This window comes from Nocardia sichangensis, from assembly GCF_047200615.1.
Classification (GTDB): Bacteria; Actinomycetota; Actinomycetes; order Mycobacteriales; family Mycobacteriaceae; genus Nocardia; species Nocardia sichangensis.
The window spans coordinates 67,419-87,278 of the sequence record NZ_JBJZOK010000011.1 but is presented as its reverse complement, the minus strand read 5'-3'; the positions used below and the strand labels follow the sequence as shown (position 1 = coordinate 87,278).

Genomic DNA, 19,860 nt, shown 5'->3' with positions numbered 1-19,860 from the left:
GGCCCTGTTCGCGGCATCCCCCGCGGTGCTGGCATGGGGTGGGACGAATCGATCCGGAAGGCGGGGCAATGCAGATGGTCTCATCGGGGCTGCGATTCGCGTCGGACCAGTGGACGACGGCCGCGGGGCCGGAAGTGGCGGTGAACACGCGTGGAGAGGTCTCGGCCATGGACGTGACGCGGGCGGTGCGCGCCATCACCCGGGTTCTGCGCAGGCATCATCTCGACGGGCCCGCCCGGGTGCGTCTCGGCGCGCCGCCCGATCCGGAGGCGCCGACGGTGGTCCAAGTCGACGTCCACCACCGGGATGTGGTCACCCGGGTGCAGGTCACCGGGCCGCGCGGGTTCGCGGTGACCTTCGCCGCCGAGCGGCTCGACCGCCGACTGGCCCGCTCGGCCGCGGGTGAGACGCGGACCTGGCCCGATCCGGCCCGCCCTCCGCTGGCCCGCGCGGGTGCGCCGCGTCCGATCGTGCGCCGCAAGCGGTGCGTCCTGTCCGTCTGCACGCCCGCCGAGGCGGTCGCGGTGCTGGACGCCATGGACTACGACGCCCACCTGTTCATCGACGCCGAGACCGGTGCGGACGCGGTGGTGCACTGGGCGGAGGCGGGCGTGCGACTCGTCCGCCAGTGGGCGACGTATCCGCCGATCCGGTCGACGGAGCCGGTGCGCGGCACCCCGCCGATCCTGGCCGACGCGGCTCCCGCCGCCTGCCTGGACCCGGCCGAGGCAGCGAACATCCTGTGCCACAAGGGATTGCCGTTCCTGTTCTGTACCGATCCTGGTAGCGGGCGTGGCGGGTTGCTGTACCGGCGCCACGACGGCGACCTGGCGATCGTGCTGCCCGCCTGACTCTCAGGCCAGCGGCGCGGACCAGTGCACCCTGGTGCCGCCGCTGTCGGTCCGCTGCACCGTGCAGTGACCGTCGGACATGCTCGCACGCTGCGCGAGGTTGGCCAGACCGCTCGGTGTCACCTGCGCGGGCATCCCCGCGCCGTTGTCCTCGACGAGCACGGTCAGTTCGTCGCCGACGGTGATCTCGACGGCGAGCCGGTTCCCGCCGGAATGGCGCACCGCGTTGCTGACCGATTCGCGCACCACGGCTTCCGCGTGGTCGGCGAGCTCGTCGCCGACCACCGACAGCGGCCCGGAGAACCGCACACTGGTCCGGAACGCGCCGTCGGCGGTCTGCTGGCGGATGGCGTCCTCGAGCCGACGGCGCAGTGGGTCGCCGCCGTGCAGGTCGAAGATCGACGTGCGGATCTCCTGCACGACCTCCTGCAGACCGTCCATCTCCACCGAAAGCCGTTGCCGCACCACGGGATCCTCGGTGCGGGCCGCGGTGGCCCGCAACCCGAGCCCGACCGCGAACAGTCGCTGGACCACATGGTCGTGCAGGTCGCGTGCGATGCGGTCGCGGTCGGCGAGCACGTCGAGTTCGCGCATTCTGCGCTGGGTCTGGGCCAGTTGCATGGCCAGCGCCGCCTGATCGGTGAACGCGGCGGTCAGGTCCACCAGTTCGCCGGGGTACGGGGGACACCCGGGTGGCCGCACCACGATCAGCACACCGAGCGCGAGGTCCGCGGTCTGCAGTGGCAGCACCAGCGCGGGCCCCGCCGCGCCGACCTCGGCCCCGAGATCGACCGATTCGGCGTCGGCTAACCGCACCGGCGCGCGACGAGTGAACGCCGTGCCGGTGGCGGTATCCGCGATGCGCACCCGCTCCGGGCCCCCTCCGGGGCCGAACCATTGCGCCACAACGAGTTCGGTGGCTTCATCGGGCGGCGTCCCCGGCGCCACCACGGCCAGCAGCGCCTGCTGCGAACCGGTCAGCGCGCGGGCGCGCGCCACCACCTGCGCGAGCACGAGATCCGGCGCCGTGCCCGCGAGGAACTCGGTCGCGATGTCGCGCGTCGCCTCGATCCACGCCTGCCTGGTCCGCGCGGATTCGTACAGCTTCGCGTTCTCGATGGCGATACCCGACGCGGCGGCCATGGCGAGCACGATGGCCTCGTCGTCCTCGGTGAACGACTGTCCCCCGGCCTTTTCGGTGAGGTAGAGATTGCCGAAGATCTCCTCGCCGACCCGCACCGGGACGCCGAGGAAACTGCCCATCGGCGGATGGCCGGGCGGAAAGCCCACAGCGGCCGGATGTTCCGACAGATCGTCCAGCCGGATCGGGTGCGGGTGCGCCGGCAGCAAGCCCAGTACGCCGTGTCCCTCGGGGGAGCGGCCGATGTGGGCGGCCGTCGCGTCGTCGACGCCGTGGAAGATGAACTCGACCAGCCGGTCGTCGTGGCCGCGGATGCCGAGCGCGCCGTAGCGGGCCGCGACCGAGCGGGTGGCGGTTCGCAGCAGGGCGCGCAGGGTGTCGAGCACCGTTGACGGGAGATGCTGGGTCAGGATCGTCATGGATGAGTGGGGGAGGCCGGTGGGGGGCGCACAGCGGGCTCAGTTTAGTCGGGGACCGGTGCGCGCGGGGCGCAGTTGTGCGGAGTGGTGACCGGTCTCGCCGGAGACATCCGCGCCGCGCTTCTGTGGGTGTCTGTGGGTGCTCGCACCGTGCTGACCAGTTCGTTCGCCGCGCGTGCTCGAGGTTTTCCATCCCACCACCGCGGAGTGATCTCGCGCACCGCGCATCCGTTGGGGGCGTCGCCGGCCGCCCTGCGTCGGGCTGCCTGCCGTAACTGTGTCGACCAGGGGAATGCCGAATGACGTCGCGCTGTTGACCAGTGGTGCCGGGAGGGCGATGCTACGGAGGCGTCCTGGCCCGTTTCCCGGCTCATCCGCAACGTCCGGCCACAGGGGTCCCGTCATTCGCCCAGGTGACGGCCGGTCCGCGAAACTTGTCGGTGCCCATGCCTAGCATGGCGGCCGGGGGTATGTCTGGACGCCGAACACGAAGGAGAAGGGACGGCCGTGGCGGAACGCCTCACTGTGCGCGGAGCTCGGGAGCACAACCTCAAGGGTGTCGATCTCGACCTGCCCCGCGACAGCCTCATCGTGTTCACCGGTCTGTCCGGCTCCGGCAAGTCGAGCCTGGCCTTCGACACGATCTTCGCGGAGGGGCAGCGGCGCTACGTCGAGTCGCTGTCGGCGTACGCGCGGCAGTTCCTCGGTCAGATGGACAAGCCCGATGTCGACTTCATCGAAGGCCTCTCGCCCGCGGTGTCCATCGACCAGAAGTCGACCAACCGCAACCCGCGCTCGACCGTGGGCACCATCACCGAGGTCTACGACTATCTGCGGCTGCTCTACGCGCGAGCAGGTACGCCGCACTGCCCCGTCTGCGGCGAGCTGATCGCAAAGCAGACGCCGCAACAGATCGTCGACCAGGTGCTGGCCATGGAGGAGGGCATCCGATTCCAGGTGCTCGCGCCGGTGGTGCGCACCCGCAAGGGCGAGTTCGTCGACCTGTTCGACCAGCTCAACACCCAGGGCTACTCCCGCGTGCGGGTGGACGGCGTGGTGTATCCGCTCACCGATCCGCCGAAGCTGAAGAAGCAGGAGAAGCACGACGTCGAGGTCGTCGTCGACCGCCTGGCGGTGAAGCCGAGTTCCAAGCAGCGCCTGACGGATTCCATCGAGACCGCGCTGCGCCTGGCCGACGGCATCGTGGTGCTCGACTTCGTCGATCGCGACGAGCACGCGCACGACCGGGAGCGCCGCTTCTCCGAGCGCCTCGCCTGCCCGAACGGCCACCCGCTCGACATCGAGGACCTGGAGCCCCGCTCTTTCTCGTTCAACTCGCCCTACGGCGCCTGCCCGGACTGCACCGGCCTCGGCATCCGCAAGGAGGTCGACCCGGAACTGGTGGTGCCCGACCCGGCGCTGAGCCTGAACGACGGCGCCATCGCGCCGTGGTCGCGCGGCCAGACCGCCGAGTACTTCACCCGGCTGCTCTCGGGCCTCGCCGATTCCATCGGCTTCTCCATGGACACCCCGTGGCAGGATCTGCCGCCCAAGGCGCGCAAGGCCGTGCTGGAGGGCAGCGCCGACCAGGTGCACGTCTCCTACACCAACCGCTACGGCCGCAAGCGCTCGTACTACGCGGACTTCGAGGGCGTGATGCCGTTCCTGCAGCGGCGCATGGAGAACACCGAGTCCGAGCAGATGAAAGAGCACTACGACGGGTACATGCGCGACATCCCGTGCCCGGTGTGCAACGGCGCCAGGCTGCGCCCGGAGATCCTCGCCGTCACCATCGCCGCGAACGGCGACAAGAAGTCCATCGCCGACGTCAGCGATCTGTCCATCGGCGAGTGCTCGGCGTTCCTGAACTCGCTCACCCTGGGCGAGCGCGAGGCGGCGATCGCGGGGCAGGTGCTCAAGGAGGTGCAGGCGCGGCTGGGCTTCCTGCTCGATGTCGGCCTGGAGTACCTCACGCTGTCCCGCGCGGCGGCCACCCTCTCCGGCGGCGAGGCGCAGCGGATCCGGCTCGCCACCCAGATCGGCTCCGGCTTGGTCGGTGTGCTGTACGTGCTCGACGAGCCGTCCATCGGCCTGCACCAGCGGGACAACCGCAGGCTCATCGAAACCCTCACGCGGCTGCGCAATCTGGGCAACACGTTGATCGTGGTCGAGCACGACGAGGACACCATCCGCGCGTCGGACTGGGTGGTCGACATCGGCCCGTTCGCCGGCGAGCACGGCGGCACGGTGGTGCACAGCGGGCCCTACGAAGAGTTGCTCACCGATCCGAACTCGCTCACCGGGGCATATCTGTCGGGCCGGGAACGCATCGACGTGCCGCTGGTGCGCCGCCCGGTCACCAAGAAGCGGCAGCTCACCGTGGTCGGGGCGAGCGAGCACAACCTGAAGGGCATCGACGTCGCCTTCCCGCTCGGTGTGCTCACCTCGGTGACGGGCGTCTCCGGGTCGGGCAAGTCGACCTTGGTGAACGACATCCTGGCCACAGTGCTGGCGAACCGGCTCAACGGCGCCCGGCAGGTGCCGGGCAGGCACACCCGGGTCAACGGGCTCGACCACCTGGACAAGCTGGTGCAGGTGGACCAGTCGCCGATCGGCCGGACGCCACGGTCCAACCCGGCCACCTACACCGGCGTCTTCGACAAGATCCGCACGCTGTTCGCGGCCACCACCGAGGCGAAGGTGCGCGGATACCAGCCGGGCCGGTTCTCCTTCAACGTCAAGGGCGGTCGCTGCGAGGCCTGCTCCGGCGACGGCACGCTGAAGATCGAGATGAACTTCCTGCCGGACGTCTACGTCCCCTGCGAGGTGTGCCACGGCGCCCGCTACAACCGGGAAACCCTCGAGGTGCACTACAAGGGCAAGACCATCGCCGAGGTGCTGGACATGTCCATCGAGGAAGCCGCCGAGTTCTTCGAACCGGTCACCTCGATCCACCGCTACCTCAAGACCCTGGTGGACGTCGGGCTCGGCTACGTACGTCTCGGCCAGAGCGCTCCCACCCTCTCCGGTGGTGAGGCCCAGCGAGTGAAACTCGCCGCCGAGTTGCAGAAGCGGTCCACCGGCCGCACGGTGTACATCCTCGACGAGCCGACCACGGGCCTGCACTTCGAGGACATCCGCAAGCTGCTGAACGTCATCAACGGCCTGGTGGACAAGGGCAACACGGTGATCGTCATCGAGCACAACCTGGACGTCATCAAGACCTCCGACTGGGTGATCGACATGGGTCCCGAGGGCGGCTCCGGCGGCGGCGCCGTGGTGGCGGAGGGCACGCCGGAGGAGGTCGCGGGCGTCGCGGACAGCTACACCGGTCAGTTCCTGAAGGAAGTGCTGGACCAGCCACCCGCGCCGCAGAGCGTCGCGAAGAAGGCTCCGGCGAAGAAGACCGCGGCCAAGCCCACCAAGCGTCCGGCGAAGAAGGCCGCGGCGGTCGGCTGACCTCTCGTCCGAAGCGGGCGCGGTCGGGGACTCGGACCGCGCCCGCTTCGGCTCAGCGGTTGGCGATGGTGTGGATCAGTTCGGCGAGTTCCTTAGGCTTGGACCACATCGGCCAGTGCCCGGTGGGCAGGTCGACGTATTCGGCGTCGATGCGCGCCAGCTCGGCGAAGAGGGCGGCGTCACCGTTGTCGCGCAGCTTCTTGACCACGTCGGCGGTCATGCTGCTGCAGATCACGGTGGTCGGGATCGTCAACCGGGCGGTGGAATCGCTCAGCCGCAGCGGCGCGGCCGCGACGGAAGCGGGCTCCGGCACGGCGCGCTCGCGAAAGCGCGCCAAGACGGCCTCGTCCAGGCCCGCCAAGCTGTTGCCCGCGGACTCCAGCTCCGGCCATTCCGGCAGGACCCATTCTCGCGCGGCGACATCCAGCGCCGAGTTGATGACGAAGCCGTTCGGTAGCGGCGCGCTGTCGACGTAGATCGCCCGGCGGAACAGCTCGGGCGCGCGGTCGATGGCCAGGTAGGCGGGCGCAGCGCCGCCGGAGTGCGCGACGAGCACGACGGTCTCGCCCGCGGGCACCGCGTCGATGACGGCCTGCGCCTGGCATTCCAGGGTGGCCGACAACCGGTCGGGGTCGGCTTCGTCCAGGCCGGGCAGCGTGAGCGCCACCACCTCGTTGCCACGCCGCCGCAGGTCGGGTGCCACCTCGTCCCACGCCCATGCACCGAGCCAGAATCCGGGAGCGAGAAGAATCCGAGTAGCCATGGGCTCACTGTGCCCTACCCGTTGGGATATTTCCTAAACATCGTTGTACCCACCGGTATTTCGCTCATAATGCCGCCCTTACTTCGGAATTCTCTTCTCGACCGGGCGGAACGCGGAGGATCGATCGGGGCGGGTGCCTGACCCGCTGCGGCCGGTCGATGGTCGGCGCGGCGCGGTGTCTACTCCCATCGGCTCGGAACCGAACGAGGTCAGTAGACCGGGCCGGTGTACTTCTCGCCCGGGCCTTTGCCCGGCTCATCGGGATGCGCGGAGGACTCACGGAACGCACGTTGCAGCGACTGCAATCCCTCGCGCATGGGTCCGGCGTGGGGCCCCAGGTACTCCACCGACGCCGTCACGAGTCCGGCCAGCGCGGTGATCACGCGGCGTGCCTCGTCCAGGTCGCGGCGCGGGCTGGTCTCGGGGTCCTCGTCCGCCAGCCCGAGCTTCTCGGCCGCCGAACTCATCAGCATCACGGCGGCGCGGCTGATCACCTCGACCGCGGGGATGTCGGCCAGTTCGCGTACGGAGGCGTCGAGCTCGTCAGTCATGCCTTCAGGCTAGCGACGCCGCCCGGAGCATCCGGAGGTGGCCGATCTCGGTGATGTCGGCGAGGTGGATCCCGGCGAGTGACCAGGTCAGGTCGAACTGCCATCGCAGCAGGTCGCGGGGTGGTGTGGGCACCGGGGGAGCGTGGCATGCCGGACGCGGCCGGGCAATGATTCGCGGCCGATTCGGCGATAGCCGAACGGAATGTTAGACTTTCCGCTGACGACCGCCCCGGGCTGCCCCGGGGCTGATAAGTGGAGCCCGACTCCCACCGTTGCCGACGAGTCATCGTACGGTCCAGCGGTCCGGTCACTCACCCGCGAGGGTGGGTTTCTCGTGCCGGGGTTCTCATGGAGAACCCTGCCGCGCGAGAGTCGACCCGAGTTCGCTCGTGGTCGGTGATCGGTCGACATCGGGCCCCGTGCGCGGAATACCGCACCGGGGCCTTCGTGTTGAACAGGGGTTGCAGTTATTGCGCGCGGTCGTCTGACGACACCGCTTGACCTAGGAGGCCCCATCAGCACTGAGACCCGCATCAACGATCGCATCCGTGTTCCCGAGGTCCGGCTCATCGGACCGGGCGGCGAGCAGGTTGGGATCGTGCGTGTTGAAGATGCACTACGCGTCGCCCTCGAAGCCGACCTCGATCTGGTCGAGGTGGCACCGGATGCCCGTCCGCCGGTCTGCAAGATCATGGACTACGGCAAGTTCAAGTACGAGACGGCGCAGAAGGCGCGCGAGTCTCGGAAGAACCAGCAGCAGACGGTGATCAAGGAGCAGAAGCTCCGCCCGAAGATCGACGACCACGACTACGAGACCAAGAAGCGCAACGTCGTGCGCTTCCTCGAGGCCGGGTCCAAGGTCAAGGTGACGATCATGTTCCGGGGACGCGAGCAGTCCCGCCCCGAACTCGGTTTCCGGCTGCTGCAGCGGCTGGCGTCCGACGTCGCCGATCTCGGTTTCGTGGAAACCTCGGCCAAGCAGGACGGTCGCAACATGACCATGGTCCTCGCCCCCCACAAGGGCGCGAAGACCCGGGTGAAGGCGCAGCAGGAGTCGGCTTCGCGCCCGGCGCCCAGCGCCGCCCCGGCCGGTCAGCCCGCCCCGGAGCAGGCCGAGACGGCCGGCCCGCAGTAACACCGATCAGAACACCGGCGGTCCGCCCCGACCGCCGGGACGACAGATAGAGGAATCCATGCCGAAGATGAAGACGCACAGCGGCGCCTCGAAGCGATTCAAGGTGACCGGCAAAGGCAAGCTGCTGCGCCAGCAGGCGAACCGTCGCCACCTGTTCGAGCACAAGCCCAGCCGCCGGACTCGTCGTCTGGACGGTGTGGAAGTCGTCGCCTCCGCCGACGTCCGTCGCGTGAAGAAGCTGCTCGGTCTCTGATCGCGCCCGCGCGCAGACCGGCACGCACTCGCGACCGGAGTTACCTCCGTCGCCACCCCGACCCATTTCCGGGCGCCGCCCCGCGCCCCCAGATCGAACAGGACTGACCAGTGGCACGCGTCAAAAGGGCCGTCAACGCTCAGAAGAAGCGCCGTTCCATCCTCGAGGCCTCCAAGGGCTACCGCGGCCAGCGCTCGCGGCTGTACCGCAAGGCCAAGGAGCAGCAGCTGCACTCGCTCACCTACGCCTACCGGGACCGCCGGGCGCGCAAGGGTGACTTCCGCAAGCTGTGGATCGCGCGCATCAACGCCGCCGCGCGGATCAACGACATCACCTACAACCGCTTCATCCAGGGCCTGAAGGCCGCCGGTGTGGAGGTGGACCGCAAGATCCTCGCCGAGCTCGCGGTGTCGGACGCCGAGGCGTTCGCCGGCCTCGTCGCGGTCGCCAAGGCCGCCCTGCCGCAGGATGTCAACGCGCCGGCCGCCTGAGTCGCGTTCGTTGACACCCGGACGACTTTCGGAACGACCCGTGGAAGCGCTCAGTGAGCGCAATCCGCGGGTCGTTTCCGCTGTCAAGCTGCAACGCGGAGCGCAGCGCCGCAAAGCGGGCCGATTCCTCGCCGAAGGAGCCAATGCCGTCGCCGCGGCCTTGGAGACCGCGCGCGTCCACGAGCTGTTCTATTCGCAGGCGGCCGCCGAACGCGACCACGCGCTTATCGCGGGGGCGTCCGCGGCGGGCGTCCGCACCACGCTGGTCAGCGACCGCGCGGCGGAGCATCTCGCGGAAACGGTCACGGCGCCGGGCTTGGTGGCGGTCTGCGATCTGCTCGACGTGCCCTTGGCCACGATCCTCGACGCCGGACCCCGGATGCTCGCCGTCCCGGTCGAGATGGCCGAGCCGGGAAACGCCGGCACGGTCATCCGAGTCGCCGATGCGGTCGGCGCCGACGGCGTGGTGCTGGCGGGCGACACGGTCGACCCGCACAACGGCAAATGCGTGCGAGCCAGCGCGGGCAGCATCTTCCATGTGCCGATCGCCCGGCACCGCGATGTCGCCGAGACGCTGGATGCGATCGCCGCGGCGGGCATCACGATCCTCGCTACGGCGGCGAACGGCGAGGTCGACCTCGACGACGCCGACGAATTGTTCACCGAACCGGTGGCCTGGCTGTTCGGCAACGAGGCGCACGGCCTCGACCCAGCCGTCGCGCGCCGCGCCGACCACCGCGTCCGCATTCCCATTCGCGGCCGCGCCGAGAGCCTGAATCTGGCGACGGCCGCCGCGATCTGCCTGTACGCGAACTCGCGCGTGCGGTATTAGATCTCCAGCGCCTGCGGCGCTGGGTGTTCGCGGCCCCCTTGTGGCTCGCGTTTGCGCGGCCGCCGCTTGCTCCTTCGTCGCGTGCGCGGCGGCCGCGCAAACGCGAGCCAGACTGCCAACGGAACAGGCTCGGTCTCGCTTCGCTCGAAACCTGGAGTGACGGTGCGCCGGCCGCGTTGGCGTTCGAGCTCGGGACATTCGCATGTAGCTCGGGTGCCTGACCGGTGCTGAGGGTGTCCCGGGGCGCGCAGGCCCGAGCGCGAGCCGGGCCGCGAATGGAATTCAGTCGCCTTCGGTGCTCAAGTTCTCCAAGATCTCCGTCGCCCACGTCGCGGGTACCGCGTCCGGCCCCGCTACTCGCATGGCGCTCATGACGGTGAGCAGCATTCCGGTGGAGAGGAAGCGGCGCGCCTCGGTTTCCGGTGCTCCGGTCAGTTCGCGGATCAGGTGGTAGATACCGCCGAACCTGGCCCGGACCTGGTCGCCGATCTCCGGGTCCGCGCTGGCCGCGAAGCCGTGCAGCAGAAGTTGGAGCAGTTCGCGTTCGGCGAGGAAGACCGAATAGCCGGTGGCGAGGGCGGCGAGGGCTTCGTCGGGGGCCGCCTCGGGCGATGCCTCGGCGCGCGCGGCGCGGAAGATCTCCTCGATCCGGTCGCAGACGCGGTGCTGGGCGGCGCGGAACAGGTTCTGCTTGGTGCCGAACAGCCGGATCACGTAGGGCTGTGACACGCCCGCTCGCCGGGCGATCTCGTCGGTCCTGGTAGCGGCGTAACCGCATTCGGCGAACGCGGAGACCGCCGCGCGCAGCACCTGCTCGCCCCGTTCGGACGCCGTCATCCTGGTTCTGGTCGCCATCGTTCTCCGTTTTCGCTGGTACCGGCCTTGCTCTTGACATGTTATCAGTCGATGCATACCGTTTCGAGCATTAGTTATCAGTCGATTACAACAAGGACTGGACATGACCGAGACCCTTCCATCCGCCACGGCGACCGTCGCCGCGCCCGAGGCGACGATCGGCGGTCGCAGGCTCGCCGCCGTCCTCGCCGCGGTCGGTATCCCGATGTTCATGGTCACGCTGGACAACCTGGTCGTGACGAACGCGCTGCCGGTGATCCGCACCGAGCTGGGCGCCTCGCTGGCCGACCTGCAATGGTTCGTCAACGCCTACACGCTGTCGTTCGCCTCGCTGTTGCTCACCGCGTCCGCGGTCGGTGACCGACTGGGCAGGCGGCGGATCTTCCTGCTCGGCATCGCGCTGTTCACACTGGCGTCCGCGGTCTGCGCGCTGGCGACCGGACCGGGCATGCTCATCGCGGCGCGGGCGGTACAGGGATTCGGCGCGGCGGGGGTGATGCCACTGTCGCTGACACTGTTGTCGGCGGCGGTGCCGGAGAAGATGCGCAGCGCCGCCATCGGCATCTGGGGCGGGATCGCCGGCCTCGGCGTCGCGCTGGGGCCGCTCATCGGCGGCGCGGTCGTCGAAGGGCTGAGCTGGCAGTGGATCTTCTGGGTGAACGTGCCGATCGGCCTGGTCGTGCTGCCGTTCGCGCTGCGGGTGCTGGCGGAGTCGCACGGCGGCAGCCGACGAGTCGACCTGCTGGGACTGCTGCTGTCGGCGGGCGGCGTGCTGGCGGTGGTGTGGGGCGTCATCCACGGCGCCGATGATGGCTGGACGTCTCGTGGCGTGCTGTCCGCGCTGGTCGGTGGCGTGTTGCTGCTCGGTTGCCTGATCGCCTGGGAGCTGCGCACGCGGGAGCCGATGCTGCCGCTGCGTCTGTTCCGCTCCCGCGCGTTCCGGGTGAGCAACATGACCGGCTTCACCTTCTCGATGGGCGTCTTCGGCTCGATCTTCCTGCTGGCCCAGTACTTCCAGGTCGTGCAGGGCTACGGACCGCTGCAATCCGGCATCCGCACCATGCCGTGGACGATGGCGCCGATGGTGGTCGCTCCGCTGGCGGGTTTGATCGTCGACAAGGTCGGCGCCCGTGCGCTGCTCACCACCGGGCAGACATTGCTCGCCGTCGCGCTGGGCTGGATGGCGTTGGTCACTTCCGTCGACGCGAGTTACCTGTCGTTCGTCGGTCCGTTCCTGCTCGGCGGGATCGGCATGGGCCTGACTTTCGCGCCCGGCGCGACCGTGGTGATGGCCGCCGCGGCGGAGGAGGATCGCGCGATGGCGTCTGGAACCAACAACACCCTGCGGGAAGTCGGTGTCGCCATGGGCGTCGCGGTGCTGGCGTCGGTGTTCGCGGCGCGGGGCTCGTACCTGGATCCGCAGAGCTACGTCGACGGACTGGTGCCCGCGGTGTGGGTGGGTGCCGCGATCGTGGCGGTCGGCGCGCTGGGGTCGCGGTTGCTGCCCCGCCACATCACCGCCGCGCGCTGACCGCACTGTCGCGCGCTGATCGCGGAGCGCCCGGTCACTGGGTATCGGCCAGGGCCGGGCGTTTCGCGGCGGCTGTCGGAGCTGGTCTTTCGCTGCCCTGACCGGTCACCGCCTGCGAGCCTGTGATGAGTCGCGCCGTTCCGGACGGGTAGTGGAGCGGGGCCGGCGCGCGCCCGTCCGGCTCGCGGGTACCACACGGCTCGCGCGGCGTGGCGGGTAATCCGCGTGAATCCGCCGAGGCCCATCGAATACGATTGCGACCAGCAGCAATGCGGGCAGGCGTGCAGCGGTGCCCGCGAATTGATCCCCAGGGGAGAGACGGAGCATCGTGGCCGACGACATCGACGCAGGCGAGCAGAACGCGGCGCTGACCGAGGAGGCACTGGCCGCGGCCGCGGCGGCCGCCGAGAAGGCGTTCGCCGCTGCCGCCGACCTGGATGCGCTCGCGGTCGCGAAAACCGAGCACCTCGGCGGTAAGGCGCCGCTGGCGCTGGCCCAACGCGCGCTGGGCGGCCTGCCCAAGACGGAGAAGGCGGACGCGGGCAAACGGGTCAACGTCGCCAGGTCCAGGGTGTCGGAGGCATTCGAGTCCCGCCGCGCCGCGTTGCTGGCCGAGCGCGACGCCGCCGTGCTGGTCGCCGAGACCATCGACGTGACGCTGCCCGCACGCCGGGCGGCCGTCGGCGCGCGGCATCCGATCACCGTCATCTCCGAGCAGATCGCCGACGTGTTCGTCGCGATGGGCTGGGAGGTCGCCGAAGGTCCCGAGGTGGAGACCGAGCACTTCAACTTCGACGCGTTGAACTTCCTGCCCGACCATCCGGCCCGCACCATGCAGGACACCTTCCACATCGCGCCGGAGGGCTCGCGCCAAGTGCTGCGCACGCACACCTCGCCGGTGCAGGTGCGTTCGATGCTGGAACGCGAGCTGCCGATCTACGTGGTCTGCCCGGGCCGCACCTTCCGCACCGACGAACTGGACGCCACGCACACACCGGTGTTCTCCCAGGTCGAAGGCCTGGCGGTGGACAAGGGCCTGACCATGGCGCATCTGCGCGGCACGCTGGACGCGTTCGCTCGCGCGCTGTTCGGACCACAGACCCGCACGCGCATGCGGCCCAACTACTTTCCGTTCACCGAGCCCTCCGCCGAGGTCGACGTGTGGTTCCCGGACAAGAAGGGCGGTGCGGGCTGGGTCGAATGGGGCGGCTGCGGCATGGTGAACCCGAAGGTGCTGATCGCCAGCGGGATCGACCCCGAGGTGTACAGCGGGTTCGCCTTCGGCATGGGCCTGGAGCGCACGCTGCAGTTCCGCAACGGCATCCCGGACATGCGCGACATCGTCGAGGGCGACGTGCGTTTCACGCTGCCCTTCGGTATCCGGTCCTGACCCCACCCTTCGATCGAGAGAGCGAAACGTCAAGTGCGAGTAGCGCAGTCCTGGCTGACCGACATCATCCAGCGCACCAACCCGGAGTGGTCGGTGACGCCGGAGGAGCTCGACGCGGGATTCGTCCGGGTCGGGCTGGAAGTCGAAGAGCTCGACCAGCTCGAGCGAATCGCGGGTTCGGAGGAGGGCGGCGAGCCGCTGGTGGTCGGCCGCGTCGCCGAGATCACCGAACTGACCGAGTTCAAGAAGCCGATCCGCTTCTGCAAGGTGGACATCGGTAAGCCCGAGTTGCAGGAGATCATCTGCGGCGCACGGAATTTCCAGGTCGGTGATCTGGTGGTCGTGGTGCTGCCCGGCGGCGTGCTGCCCGGCGGGTTCGAGATCACCTCGCGCAAGACCTACGGTCACGTGTCCAACGGGATGATCTGCTCGGTCGCCGAACTGGGGATCGGCAAGGACCATTCCGGCATCCTGGTGCTGGAACCGGGCACCGCCGAGCCCGGCGCCGACGCCAACGCGCTGCTCGGTCTGGACGACACCGTCATCGAGCTGAACATCACTCCCGACCGCGGTTACTGCTTCTCCGTTCGGGGCCTGGCGCGCGAGCTGGCCTGCGGTTTCGATCTCGAGTACGCCGATCCGGCGGTGCGCACCCTGCCCGACCATGAGCAGGAAGCCTGGCCGATCCGGGTCGAGCCGGACTCCCGGTGCACGCGCTTCGCGGCCCGCCGGGTCACCGGCGTCGACCCGGAGGCGGTGAGCCCGTGGTGGTTGCAGCGCAGGCTGCTGTTGTCGGGCGTACGCCCGATCTCGCCCGCCGTGGACGTCACCAATTACGTGATGCTGGAGTTGGGGCAGCCGCTGCACGCCTTCGACGCGAACAAGGTGTCGGGCGGATTGGTGGTCCGTTCCGCGCACAAGGGCGAGAAGTTGCGCACCTTGGACGACGTCGAGCGCGCCCTCGACGTCGAGGACGTGGTGATCGCCGACGATTCCGGCGTCATCTCCTTGGCCGGTGTGATGGGCGGCGCGAGCACCGAGGTCGGCGCGGAGAGCACCGACATCCTGCTCGAGGCGGCCACCTGGAACCCGCTGCTGATCTACCGGACCGCGCGCAGGCACAAGCTGGTGTCCGAGGCGGGCAAGCGGTACGAACGGGTCGTCGACCCGGAGATCAACGTGGCCGCGCTCGATCGAGCGGCCACGCTGCTGGCCGAAATCGCCGGCGGCACCATCGAACCCGTGCTGACCGACGTCCGGACCCCCGTCCCGGCGCCCGAGCCGATCCGGATGGACATCGACCTGGCCGACCGCGTCGCGGGCGTCACGTACGCGACCGGCACCTCGGCGCGCCGCCTGGCCCAGATCGGCTGCACGGTCGAGGTCGGCGTCAGCGAGGCCGGGCACGGTCAGCTGGTGGTGACCCCGCCGAGCTGGCGGCCCGACCTGGCTCAGCCCGCCGACCTGGTGGAGGAGGTGCTGCGGCTGGAGGGCCTGGAGCGGATCCCGTCCGTGCTGCCGGCCGCACCGGCCGGGCGTGGGCTCACGCCGACCCAGCGCCGCAGGCGCGCCGTCAGCCGCGCGCTGGCGTTCGCGGGCGCCGTGGAGGTGCCGCCGCCGGTGTTCCTGCCCGCCGGAGTGTTCGACACCTGGGGCCTGGACGCCGACGACCCGCGCCGCGCCACCACCAGGGTGCTGAATCCGCTCGACGTGGAGCGCGCCGAGCTGGCCACCACCCTGCTCCCCGGTTTGCTCGAGGTGGCGGTCCGCAATATCTCGCGGGGCGCGCGTGACCTGGCGATCTACGGCATCGCGCAAGTCGTGCTGCCGGGCGCGAACACCAGAGCGGTCGATCCGCTGCCGGTGGACCGGCGCCCCACCGACGAAGAGATCGCCGAGTTGCTGGACTCGCTGCCGGAACAGCCGGTGCACGTGGCCGCTGTCCTGACCGGCCGCAGGGAGCCGCGCGGGCCGTGGGGGCCGGGCCGTCCGGTCGAAGCCGCCGACGCGTTCGCCCTCGCCGACGCCGTCGGCGACGCGGCCGGTGTGACCATCGAGCGCCGTGCGGCGGCTCAGCTGCCCTGGCATCCCGGGCGCTGCGCCGAGCTGGTGGTCGACGGAACGGTTGTCGGCTACGCGGGTGAGCTGCATCCCGCCGTGCTGGAACGTTCCGGCCTGCCGCCGCGCACCTGCGCCGTCGAACTCGACTTGGACGCGCTGCCGCTGCGCGAGTCCCGGCCGGTCCCGACGGTGTCGCCGTTCCCCGCGGTGCTCCAGGACGTCTCGGTGAGCGTCGAGAAGACCGTCCCGGCGGCGTCCGTCGAGTCCGCACTGCGCACCGGCGGCGGCGAGCTGCTGGAGGACATCGCGCTGTTCGACGTGTACGAGGGCGCTCAGGCGGGTGAGGGACGTAAGTCGCTCACCTACGCCCTGCGTTTCCGTGCCACCGACCGCACCCTCACCGAGGACGAGGCAAGTGCGGCACGCGACGCGGCCGTCGCGGCGGCGGCCGACGCCGTGGGCGCGGTGCTGCGCGGCTGACGCACGCGGTCACCGCAACCGGCTACCGGCCGAGTTCGATCGTCTCCGCGGGTCGGGCGGCGACCGGCGTCCGCACCGGCCCTGCGGCGGTGGGCCGCGGTTTCGAGCGCTCGTGTCGCGGCACCCGCCCGACCCGGCCTTGCCTGTTCAGGAGTAAGAACATGGGCATGCGACACCCGGCCCGTCCGATCCTCAACGCGCTGACTTATCTGCCGGAGCGGACGGTGCTGCAAACTCCGGCGCTGCTCGGCATGGAGTACACGGACCTGTCCCTGCCCACGGCGGACGGGCAGACCGTGCACGCGTGGTGGATGCCTGCCCGCGATTCGATCGGGCACATCCTGTTCGCGCACGGGAACGCGGGCAATCTCGGCGACCGGGTGCCGATCTTCGCGTTGCTCACCGAGGCCGGTTTCGACGTGCTGGCTTTCGACTACCGCGGCTACGGGCGCAGCACCGGGAAACCGACCGAGCACGGCACCTACCTGGACGCGCGCGCCGCGCGCAGGGCGCTGCTGGAACAACCCGGCGTCGATCCGAATCGCGTGTTGTACCTGGGCAAGTCCCTCGGGGGCGGTGTCGTGCTCGAGCTGGCACAGCACCATCCCCCGGCCGGAGTGATGCTGATGTCCACCTTCAGCGGCCTGCGCGACGCGGCTCGCTCGGTGTATCCGTTCCTGCCCGCGGCCTTGGTGCCGAACGCCTATCCGAACGAACGCCGCATCCGCGCGCTGCGCGCCCCGGTGCTGATCATGCACGGCGACCAGGACGAACTGCTGCCGCTGCGGCACGCGCAACGGCTCTACGCCGCGGCGCCGGAGCCGAAACGGCTGGTGGTCTTCCCCGGAGCCGGGCACAACGATCTGATCGTCGTGGGCGGCTCGGCCTGGTACGACCTGGTGCGCGACTGGGCGGGTGCGCGCGTGCGGTCGTGAACGGCCTTCGGTGCGGTCGCGCGTGCGTAGCCTGGCGGTATGAGTGACAACAGCGAAATCGCGAGCCGGTTGGCCGGGCTGCCGGACGCGGAGCTGGCAGGTGTACTGCTGGCCGCAACGGCGGCGCGTCCCGGGTTCGCGGCGGTCCACGCCGCGCTGGTCGGGCTGTTGGAAACCGGTGATGCGGCTGCGGCCGGAGATGTGACTCCTGCCACCCCGGCCGGCGGGCCTGGGTTCCCGCAGCACACGCCCGATGTGTCGGGCCAGGTCGGCGGCGGTTCCGCGGTACCGGCGGTACCGGTACCGCCGCCGGGTATGCCGGAGTCCGCCGCGAGTGGCGGATATTCGGCCTCCGGTGTTCCTACTTTCGAGTCAGTTCGCGATAAGGTCGAGCATCGCTACGGCACCGCGCAGGGGATGGGTGAACTCGACCGGCAGACTCCAGCGGGCCGCGGCGTGGACGAACAATGGCAGGCACGTGAGCAGGCCGCGCGTGAGCGCCTGGACCGGATCCGGAAATCGTTGCACGGCAACGACGCCGACCCGCACCAGCCGTGAACCGTGCCGGGCGCGCCGCACGAGGTGTGATGGGTGGAATTCGATGAGCGAGCCGCGTGAGATCGCCGAACGGCTACTGGAGGCCCAGGTGGCATTCCTGCTCGCCGAGGTGACCGGCGAGCGTTTCGCGGAGGTGGTCGCGCGCGACACCGAGGCGGTGCTCGGAGTCGCCGACACGCTCGTCTTCCGGGACGTGGTGGAGATCGACCAGGCCAAGCAGACCGTCCGCACGGTCGTCGAGCTGATCGGCGGCAGTCCGGTTCTCGCCGATATGGTCGGGGTGTTCGCCGACTCCATCTACGACCACATCGCCGCCAACCACGACTACACGCTCGGCGAGGTGGTCGAGCGCGAGCCGGTGGAGGCGCTGCTGGAAAAGATCTTCGGCATGCACCAGGCGCAGGAGCGCATCCTGGACCGGCTCACCGAGAGCCCGCTGGTGGCCACGGTCGCGTCGAAGTTCGTGGACAAGCTGATCAACGACTTCATGCAGGCCAACCGGGAACGCGCGGAGAAGATCCCGGGTGTGTCCTCGCTGATGTCGCTGGGCCAGTCCGCGGCCAATCGCGCCAAGAAGGCCGCCGACGGCACCTTCGTCGGCGACCTCGCGGGCAAGGGCGCGCTGTTCGCCCTCAAGCGGACCAACAACGCCATCCGCGAGATGCTGCGCGATGCCCCGGTGCACGCCGCCGCGATGGAGTTCTGGGATCTGCATGCCGACGAGCCGGTCAGCGGTCTGCGCGAATACCTCAGCCGGAAGGATCTCAACGAGCTGGTACTGCTGTGCTACGAGATCGCCGTCACCACCCGCGAGAAGGAGTACTTCGGCCTGCTCCTGGACGAGTGCGTGGAGGTGTTCTTCACCAAGTACGGCGACTACACCTTGGCGGCCATGCTGCCCGAACTCGGTCTGACCGGTGACGACATCGTCCAGGAGATCCTCCGGTACGGACCGGCGGTCATCGAGGGCGCGAAGCGCGAAGGGGTTCTCGCCGGGTTGATCCGCGAGCGCCTCGCCCCCTTCTATACCTCCGACGAGGTACTCGCCATCCTCTCTGTCTGATTTCCAGCGCCGGGCTGTGTTCGTTCTTCCAGCGCCTGCGGCGCTGGGTGTTCGCGGCCCCCTTATGGCTCGCGTCCGAGCGACCGCCGCTTGCTCCTTCGTCGCGGACGCGACGGCCACTCGGACGCGAGCCGGGCCGCGAACGGCGCATGCTCGGTCTCGCTTCGCTCGAAACCGGTGGTTGAGCTTGGTGTGGTTGCGTGCGAGGTAACCGGCGGCTGAACTCCGCCGATGCCGCCGCGATGGTCGTGGTTGTCGGGTCCGCCGGAATCCTTATCCGGTCCTGCGCCGGCTGGGGGCGGTGCTATTTCGGCAGCGCCGGGACGATCGCTTCGCCGATGGTCGCGAGGCGATCGCAGGGGTTCTGGTCCGCGGTCTTGTTGACCAGGGTCAGTTGCAGCAGGCCCTGCCGGGCAGGGAAGAGCACGTCGCACATTTGGTCTTTGGCGGCGTCGTCCACGCGGAACTGGCGTCCGGTGCGTCCGGCGATGGTGACGTCCTGGAAGTCGACATTGCCCGGCTTCCGCTCGAACTCGGCAACGGACATGTTGTTGGAGAACACGCCGAGGGTGAAGTCGGCGCCCTTCCATCCGCAGATCTCCCAACCGGGCTGCTTCACCCCGCCGACGCCGACCTGCTTGCTCGCCGGGTCGAGTCCGGCGCTCGTCAGCGCGGCGTCGGGGATGCCGGTGCAGGGATCGAACAGCTGGGTGGCCGTGCCCGCGGCGCTCGCGGTCTGCGTGCTGGTCGTCGCGGGGGACCCGCCGGACTCGTCGCCGCAGGCGGCCAGTCCTAACGCGAGTGCGATCGCCAAGGGAACCAACGTAATTCGGTGCGCCATCCAGCCCTCTTGCCATCCGGTTTGTCGCGCCGGACTGTATCAGAGTCGGGCCGCGAGGTTTCGCGGCGGGCGAAGGTGGGTAGGACACAACGAGTCTCGGCATTCGTTCGCGGATGCCGGTTTTGTCGCGCTCGTAACTCTTCGTTGCCAGTGTGTTTAGAAGTCCGCACAGTGTCCGTTTTGCCCGATTCTCGCGTTGACGACGGGTAGGCCGTGTGACAGTTTCCCCTTGATTTCCGCGTGCTCGCTGT

Annotated in this window: 18 protein-coding genes; 12 read left to right on the top strand and 6 right to left on the bottom strand. The window is 69.6% G+C overall.

Annotated features, from left to right (window positions below):
- The first annotated feature begins 68 nt into the window (after window positions 1-68).
- Window positions 69-851, top strand: coding sequence for a sigma 54 modulation/S30EA ribosomal C-terminal domain-containing protein (locus ACL03I_RS17430; RefSeq protein WP_397279384.1), 783 nt, complete (start codon window positions 69-71; stop codon window positions 849-851).
- Between the two features lie 3 nt (window positions 852-854).
- Here ACL03I_RS17430 and ACL03I_RS17425 read toward each other — a convergent pair whose 3' ends face one another.
- A complete protein-coding gene (locus ACL03I_RS17425) occupies window positions 855-2,411 on the bottom strand; it encodes a sensor histidine kinase (RefSeq protein WP_364430349.1) in 1,557 nt (518 codons plus the stop codon).
- A 507-nt stretch (window positions 2,412-2,918) separates the two neighbouring features.
- Between ACL03I_RS17425 and uvrA the strand changes: the two genes are divergently transcribed.
- Window positions 2,919-5,870: an excinuclease ABC subunit UvrA gene (gene uvrA / locus ACL03I_RS17420; protein ID WP_412806482.1), complete on the top strand. Its 2,952-nt coding sequence runs from the start codon at window positions 2,919-2,921 to the stop codon at window positions 5,868-5,870.
- A 52-nt stretch (window positions 5,871-5,922) separates the two neighbouring features.
- Here uvrA and ACL03I_RS17415 read toward each other — a convergent pair whose 3' ends face one another.
- The 3 genes from ACL03I_RS17415 to ACL03I_RS17405 form a co-directional block, all read right to left on the bottom strand.
- Entirely contained in the window at window positions 5,923-6,633 is a 711-nt protein-coding gene (locus ACL03I_RS17415; protein WP_355078207.1) for an alpha/beta fold hydrolase, read from the bottom strand.
- Window positions 6,634-6,842: 209 nt separating this feature from the next.
- On the bottom strand, window positions 6,843-7,184 hold the full coding sequence (locus ACL03I_RS17410) for a DUF1844 domain-containing protein (RefSeq protein WP_355078206.1): 342 nt from the start codon (window positions 7,182-7,184) through the stop codon (window positions 6,843-6,845).
- 4 nt (window positions 7,185-7,188) lie between these two features.
- Entirely contained in the window at window positions 7,189-7,317 is a 129-nt protein-coding gene (locus tag ACL03I_RS17405; RefSeq protein WP_355078205.1) for a hypothetical protein, read from the bottom strand.
- A 336-nt stretch (window positions 7,318-7,653) separates the two neighbouring features.
- Between ACL03I_RS17405 and infC the strand changes: the two genes are divergently transcribed.
- The 4 genes from infC (at window position 7,654) to ACL03I_RS17385 (ending at window position 9,895) form a co-directional block, all read left to right on the top strand.
- On the top strand, window positions 7,654-8,319 hold the full coding sequence (gene infC, locus ACL03I_RS17400) for a translation initiation factor IF-3 (RefSeq protein WP_379255697.1): 666 nt from the start codon (window positions 7,654-7,656) through the stop codon (window positions 8,317-8,319).
- Between the two features lie 58 nt (window positions 8,320-8,377).
- Complete coding sequence (rpmI, locus tag ACL03I_RS17395; protein ID WP_355078204.1) at window positions 8,378-8,572, top strand: 50S ribosomal protein L35; 195 nt, start codon at window positions 8,378-8,380, stop codon at window positions 8,570-8,572.
- Window positions 8,573-8,682: 110 nt separating this feature from the next.
- Window positions 8,683-9,063, top strand: coding sequence for a 50S ribosomal protein L20 (rplT, locus tag ACL03I_RS17390; protein ID WP_039797323.1), 381 nt, complete (start codon window positions 8,683-8,685; stop codon window positions 9,061-9,063).
- Window positions 9,064-9,103: 40 nt separating this feature from the next.
- Entirely contained in the window at window positions 9,104-9,895 is a 792-nt protein-coding gene (locus ACL03I_RS17385) for a TrmH family RNA methyltransferase (RefSeq protein ID WP_356967886.1), read from the top strand.
- Between the two features lie 282 nt (window positions 9,896-10,177).
- Here the strand turns inward: ACL03I_RS17385 and ACL03I_RS17380 are convergent, their stop codons facing one another.
- Window positions 10,178-10,750, bottom strand: a complete 573-nt coding sequence (locus tag ACL03I_RS17380) for a TetR/AcrR family transcriptional regulator (RefSeq protein ID WP_355080640.1) — start codon at window positions 10,748-10,750, stop codon at window positions 10,178-10,180.
- Window positions 10,751-10,853: 103 nt separating this feature from the next.
- Between ACL03I_RS17380 and ACL03I_RS17375 the strand changes: the two genes are divergently transcribed.
- The 6 genes from ACL03I_RS17375 to ACL03I_RS17350 all read left to right on the top strand — a co-directional run bounded on the left by ACL03I_RS17375 (window position 10,854) and on the right by ACL03I_RS17350 (window position 18,768).
- The gene (locus ACL03I_RS17375; protein ID WP_355080642.1) at window positions 10,854-12,281 is read left to right on the top strand and encodes an MFS transporter; all 1,428 of its coding nucleotides are present in this window, start codon (window positions 10,854-10,856) and stop codon (window positions 12,279-12,281) included.
- 328 nt (window positions 12,282-12,609) lie between these two features.
- On the top strand, window positions 12,610-13,671 hold the full coding sequence (pheS, locus tag ACL03I_RS17370; protein ID WP_355080644.1) for a phenylalanine--tRNA ligase subunit alpha: 1,062 nt from the start codon (window positions 12,610-12,612) through the stop codon (window positions 13,669-13,671).
- 33 nt (window positions 13,672-13,704) lie between these two features.
- The gene (gene pheT, locus ACL03I_RS17365) at window positions 13,705-16,212 is read left to right on the top strand and encodes a phenylalanine--tRNA ligase subunit beta (RefSeq protein ID WP_397279371.1); all 2,508 of its coding nucleotides are present in this window, start codon (window positions 13,705-13,707) and stop codon (window positions 16,210-16,212) included.
- 161 nt (window positions 16,213-16,373) lie between these two features.
- The gene (locus ACL03I_RS17360) at window positions 16,374-17,147 is read left to right on the top strand and encodes an alpha/beta hydrolase (RefSeq protein ID WP_355080647.1); all 774 of its coding nucleotides are present in this window, start codon (window positions 16,374-16,376) and stop codon (window positions 17,145-17,147) included.
- Between the two features lie 39 nt (window positions 17,148-17,186).
- A complete protein-coding gene (locus ACL03I_RS17355) occupies window positions 17,187-17,705 on the top strand; it encodes a PspA/IM30 family protein (RefSeq protein ID WP_355080649.1) in 519 nt (172 codons plus the stop codon).
- 43 nt (window positions 17,706-17,748) lie between these two features.
- On the top strand, window positions 17,749-18,768 hold the full coding sequence (locus tag ACL03I_RS17350) for a hypothetical protein (RefSeq protein ID WP_355080651.1): 1,020 nt from the start codon (window positions 17,749-17,751) through the stop codon (window positions 18,766-18,768).
- Between the two features lie 304 nt (window positions 18,769-19,072).
- Here ACL03I_RS17350 and ACL03I_RS17345 read toward each other — a convergent pair whose 3' ends face one another.
- A complete protein-coding gene (locus ACL03I_RS17345; RefSeq protein WP_355080653.1) occupies window positions 19,073-19,582 on the bottom strand; it encodes a DUF3558 domain-containing protein in 510 nt (169 codons plus the stop codon).
- Window positions 19,583-19,860 lie beyond the last annotated feature (278 nt).

Coding starts and splice junctions, on each gene's coding strand:
- ACL03I_RS17430 (WP_397279384.1), top strand. CDS start 69: ATGCAGATGGTCTCATCGGGGCTGCGATTCGCGTCGGACCAGTGGACG.
- ACL03I_RS17425 (WP_364430349.1), bottom strand. CDS start 2,411: ATGACGATCCTGACCCAGCATCTCCCGTCAACGGTGCTCGACACCCTG.
- ACL03I_RS17415 (WP_355078207.1), bottom strand. CDS start 6,633: ATGGCTACTCGGATTCTTCTCGCTCCCGGATTCTGGCTCGGTGCATGG.
- ACL03I_RS17410 (WP_355078206.1), bottom strand. CDS start 7,184: ATGACTGACGAGCTCGACGCCTCCGTACGCGAACTGGCCGACATCCCC.
- rpmI (WP_355078204.1), top strand. CDS start 8,378: ATGCCGAAGATGAAGACGCACAGCGGCGCCTCGAAGCGATTCAAGGTG.
- ACL03I_RS17380 (WP_355080640.1), bottom strand. CDS start 10,750: ATGGCGACCAGAACCAGGATGACGGCGTCCGAACGGGGCGAGCAGGTG.
- ACL03I_RS17375 (WP_355080642.1), top strand. CDS start 10,854: ATGACCGAGACCCTTCCATCCGCCACGGCGACCGTCGCCGCGCCCGAG.
- ACL03I_RS17360 (WP_355080647.1), top strand. CDS start 16,374: ATGGGCATGCGACACCCGGCCCGTCCGATCCTCAACGCGCTGACTTAT.
- ACL03I_RS17355 (WP_355080649.1), top strand. CDS start 17,187: ATGAGTGACAACAGCGAAATCGCGAGCCGGTTGGCCGGGCTGCCGGAC.
- ACL03I_RS17350 (WP_355080651.1), top strand. CDS start 17,749: ATGAGCGAGCCGCGTGAGATCGCCGAACGGCTACTGGAGGCCCAGGTG.